Source organism: Acinetobacter sp. YH01010, from assembly GCF_013420775.1.
In the GTDB taxonomy this organism is placed as follows: Bacteria; Pseudomonadota; Gammaproteobacteria; order Pseudomonadales; family Moraxellaceae; genus Acinetobacter; species Acinetobacter amyesii.
Genome location: NZ_VOYF01000046.1, coordinates 1 through 4,774 on the forward strand (window position 1 = coordinate 1; position 4,774 = coordinate 4,774).

The following is a 4,774-nucleotide window of genomic DNA, read 5'->3' on the forward strand; positions in this document are numbered from 1 at the left end:
TAAGCTATACATGTATATCAAGTGACCATTGGGATAGCTTTGTTACGACCTTTAAAGAATGCAAACAGTTGATTGGTAAATTTTTCACTGTGGGTATAGAAGGCAATAATTGTCGATTACGGCATCGAATCAGGCGAGGCTTTAGGAGAAGCTGCAACTTCTCCAAAAAGCTTGAAAATCATTTCAAAGCCTTTGATTTAGTGTTCTTTTATATCAATAATGGATTCGTTTAATGCCAGCATACTTTTTGAAACACCACCCAATTTTCTAGCCCAGTCGTCAATGACTGGGCTTTTTTTATTACTTTTCACGTTCCACGCCTAGTCTTTAATCAATGTTCCACGATTTTGATTAAATAAACTGAATAATTCAATCTGCAGAATTTAAGCGATTATCTTGAATAAGATCACTCAACTTACCTTCAAGCGATTCGATTTTATATTTCAGAGACAAGATTGAATCTTTTAAACGTGAATTTTTAGGTGCATCCGGATTCTTTAATTGATTAAAAACCTCTAATAATTCGCTGTGATGAGTGCTTAACCTTTCAATGTCACTTTCAATAGCCATTCTTGGTGTCCACAGAGCAAGTAAACTTTGCTCATAATCTTTGAGTTCTTGATGACTCATTGCATCTAATTCAGCCTTAGTTCTCATGGTTTAAAATCCGTCTTGCTATGAAGAGCTTTAAAAATCCGTTTTGTTGTTTCCTCTCTTACACTTTTCGGATCTCGTAAGATGCCACTAATCCAGAGGGCAAATGTCGGGTAGTCTGGGAAATTACTGAGGTCTGATAGCTCAGAAAGTTTAGATAAAATAGTGCTGTACTTGTTAATTTGAGCATCAGATAAATTGCAGAACATATCTATAGTTCTTTGATCTCGCTGAGGCGCTATTAATTTTGGCTTAGGTTTTTCTTTCACTATAAATTTAAAGCCAACTACTGAACGCCCTTTTTTTACATTTTCATAAGTGAGTTCAATATCTGTATTAGTTGTAATCTCATTTAATGAAGGCTTCATTACTCGGTCTTTTAAATTACAGAGTTTGTCATAAGATTTGGGCAAACCCAGCTCATTTTTTATATGTTCTAAGGACATTTCAAATTGTCCCATTGCTTGATGCTTTTTAGCTAAATGATAAAGATCGAATGAGTAATCTTTTTTCAAACTTAGTACGATATCTTTTTTATATTTTGTATAAGGGTTTAATTTATCAAACTCTTTTAACATCAGTAGAACGATTTCAGGGAAACGTATAGCTATCCCTCCGTCTTCATAAGTGCAATCAATCACCCAATTCGACAGCACCTTTTTTCCTCTTTCATTGTTATAAGAGAAATTTCTTTTAAGTAGATTCTTGCTGGCTAGTTCTAACTGCGTATATGCGGAATGCGTTTTAATGCCACATTCTCTAGCAAACTCTTCTGCCGTAATCATAATTCGGTCTTTTTCAGTTGCATCAGTGGTTCTAGCAATTGGGCTAGCAAGTATTAACATTCGTTTTTCATCAATGTTCATACTCTTAAAGCATTCTTGAACATTGTTTTGCATAACAACCCAGCTCAGAGGATATGTTTTTTTATTTTCGTCCATATAACTACAACCCCAAAAAACTAACTAACTACATTGGTATTTATGTAGCTTAAACATACATTGTCGTTTATTTTTTGACTACTATTTTTGTAGTTTTTTAACAAAACTACAAACTTTTTCTTGTAGTTTAATGTCCGGTAAAAGTAGTTTCTATGTCCGGTAAAAGTAGTTTTTTAAGTCCATTTTGTCCGGCATTTGTAGTTTAATGTCCGGTAAAAGTAGTTTTTTAAAGTCTGAAAGCATTGCTAGGCGTGGTTTATAGGGGGGTCTAAAAGCTTTTAAAAGCTTTTTAAAAGAATAAAAGGGAATTTATTTCCAAAGTGAGTTATTAAAACTGCCCTTGGTACTCGCTAAAGCTCGTACTCTATTGAAGCTCGTTTCACTCGCTTCGTGGGGGGCAGTTTTTTGCATATATGATCAAGGATTCAAAAAGCAAAACATGAATAATGCATTCGCTATGCTCATGCTTTTTGACGAGCAAAAGCATCAATACTTCGCTCGTAGACACTCGCTAATCACTGTCCCCAGTAATTCAATAAAAAACGGTTTTTCAGAGGGGGAATAAGCAAACTTTCGTTGTGTCGCTCGTAGATACTCGCTAAAAGGCTCTCATTTGCGTTCTAAGCGATTTTATTTTTATCAACTATAGTTTTACTGTATTTCTATCAAAAGTCGCTAAAACCCCCGTTTTTTTGCGCTTAAATGGGATTTCTAAGGCGTGTAGTCATGGTTATTGTCATTTTCTGGCTTTTTAGGCTCATTTCTCTGCTGTTTTTCTTGTTCTTGGCGTCTTACAAATGCCAAATGTTCTTGTTGCTCTCGTTCTTGTGCATAGCGTTGTTCTTGTTGCTCTCGTTCTTTACGTAACTGCTGTTCTCTAGATTCACGATCTTTTCGGTCGTTTTCGAGCTGTATTGCTCTTTTTTGGGAAAACTCTTGCTGCGCTTCGGTCTCAATTTTTTTTGTAAAAGCCGCATGCAATTCTTGGATTTTTAGATCTTCCATTTCTTCTGCATATAGTCGCTTTTGTTTTTCACCATTTTGAGGACTAAAGTATTTATTTCCATAGTTATCTTCTTCAAATATATAACTATTTATGATCTCCAGTCTTTGATCGCGTACATACTCTTGATACTCAGTTTCTCTGCGTGATATTTCAGAAATTTGATGATCTATATTTGAAATTTGATCATTAAGTTTTCGTTGTTTAACAGTGATGTTCGGTTCGTCAAATTTTGCAAAAGACTTTTTAGGCTGGAGCAGCTGATTTTCTTCTGTCCATTTATTTAAATGATCAGAATATCTCTCTTTTTTTTCTATTTCACTAAGACCAGAAATATGCTTTTGGATGTCTAGTTGGGTGTTGTGTTGGTCGATCAGGTCATTTATTTGATTGATCCATTTTGTTTTAAAAAATAAAGGCTCTTTTTTGCGTAGTTCTGATATTGCAGAACTCATCGTGTCTAATTTTGTTGTTAATTTTGATAATTCTTCATTTTGGAATTCATAAAGTTTCTGAGAAGTTTTTTCTGAATACTCAGCTTGAGAGTATTGAAACTGAAGCTCACTTCGTACTTTTTGAACAAGATCCTCAGATACTTTGATGTTTTCATCCAGTGCGATGACCTTTTTGATTTTTAAATTACGTAGCTTAATTTCATCATTTTTCAGACTAATTTCTGTAAATATCCCTCGTCTCCGGAGGTATGTCGCTTGAGGACCTTCGTGCTGAGTTGCTTCTAGGTCACTTTCCTGGTCTTCATAACTTCTGTGATCGACACGTTCATCAAATCCATTTTGTTCCAGGTGATGATTGCATAACTCTGCAAATGATTCTCTCCAGTGGCTTACAGTTTCTGTGCCATTGTCACGACTGAAGTCCCTATATTTTTTTGCTGAAAAGCCACCCTGCTCATTAATACTTCGGGTTGTGAACATGATGTGTGCATGGTAGTTGCGTTCATCACTTCCACTGTCTGTATGAGGTGCATGAATAGCAGCATCAACGATGACACCGTATTTTTTAACGAGGTTTCGGCAAAGTTCATTGAGCATATTTTCACGCTGTTCAGCGTTTAACTCACTGGGAAATGCAATCTCAAACTCTCTTGCAAGTAATGCATCTTTTCTACGTTCAACCTTTTCGACTTCATTCCAAAGTGTTTGGCGCTTGAGTAACTCAGTATTTGTATTTTCAGGTGCATAGATTTTTGTAAATTCGACACCAGTTTTTCTTGTGTAGTCTTGTTCTTTTCCATAAAAATCGCATACCAATTTTTCACTTGAACGATATGCAGCACAAGCAACGGCCGATCGTCCATTACCTCTACTAATCGTTTTAACTGAAAAATGATATATCGCCATTTTGCTTTTGCTCTTTATTTCGATTTATCGAAATTACCAACATGTATATGTTGGTCAGGGGATTACAAAGGGGATTTACCCCTTGTCGCACCATTGGATGAAATCCAATGGCTAAGTGCGCCCTTCGGGAAAACCACGATAGCATGGGCTGTCTTGAATTTCAATTCAAACAGACCTATGCTTGAGGGGGATTCCTTGATACGGTGATGGTATGAGTGTTGATAATTTAGAGCAAAAAATTGCAAAGCAAGAAGAACGCTTAAGACAGCTAAAAGAACAGAAAAAAGCTGCCATTGCACGTGAAAAAAAGAAAGTTTCTGATCAACAAAGAAAAGATGATACGAGACGTAAAATTCTACTGGGAGCTTGGGCTTTAAATAAATTAAAAAATGATGAATCGTTTAAGCAGCAATTAGCCGATTTTGAGCAATTTTTAAATACGGAAAATAAGACCGAAGAAAATAAGCAGAAAGATAAAGATCTTTTTAATGGATTTATTTGGGATAAGACCTAAATTTCGCATAAGAGATTTTATGTTAAATTTTTTATATCAAAATTTCAAAGTGTACTGATGAGTACACTTTGAATGGGTTCTAATACCCGAATTTCGTATATGAGATTTTATGTTAAATTTTTTATATCAAAATTTCAAAGTGTACTGATGAGTACACTTTGAATGGGTTCTAACACCCGAATTTCGTATATGAGATTTTATGTTAAATTTTTTATATCAAAATTTCAAAGTGTACTGATGAGTACACTTTGAATGGGTTCTAACACCCGAATTTCGTATATGAAATTTTATGTTAAATTTT

Annotated in this window: 5 protein-coding genes; 2 read left to right on the top strand and 3 right to left on the bottom strand. The window is 35.0% G+C overall.

Annotated elements, in window-relative coordinates:
- Window positions 1-233 (top strand): IS1 family transposase (locus FTT77_RS16880; protein WP_257218538.1); only part of this gene is annotated, 233 nt, incomplete at its 5' end.
- 136 nt (window positions 234-369) lie between these two features.
- Here FTT77_RS16880 and FTT77_RS16885 read toward each other — a convergent pair.
- From FTT77_RS16885 to mobQ, 3 genes are all read right to left on the bottom strand, one after another.
- The gene (locus FTT77_RS16885) at window positions 370-657 is read right to left on the bottom strand and encodes a hypothetical protein (RefSeq protein WP_004870774.1); all 288 of its coding nucleotides are present in this window, start codon (window positions 655-657) and stop codon (window positions 370-372) included.
- The gene (locus FTT77_RS16890) at window positions 654-1,595 is read right to left on the bottom strand and encodes a replication initiation protein (protein ID WP_020846814.1); all 942 of its coding nucleotides are present in this window, start codon (window positions 1,593-1,595) and stop codon (window positions 654-656) included. Before FTT77_RS16890 ends, FTT77_RS16885 begins: the two co-directional genes overlap by 4 nt.
- Window positions 1,596-2,306: 711 nt before the next feature.
- A complete protein-coding gene (gene mobQ / locus FTT77_RS16895; protein WP_004870770.1) occupies window positions 2,307-3,959 on the bottom strand; it encodes a MobQ family relaxase in 1,653 nt (550 codons plus the stop codon).
- Between the two features lie 211 nt (window positions 3,960-4,170).
- Here mobQ and FTT77_RS16900 point away from each other — a divergent pair, with 211 nt between their 5' ends.
- Window positions 4,171-4,473 carry a hypothetical protein gene (locus FTT77_RS16900; protein WP_163169824.1) on the top strand — a complete coding sequence of 101 codons (303 nt, stop codon included), beginning with the start codon at window positions 4,171-4,173 and terminating at the stop codon, window positions 4,471-4,473.
- Window positions 4,474-4,774: the final 301 nt, after the last annotated feature.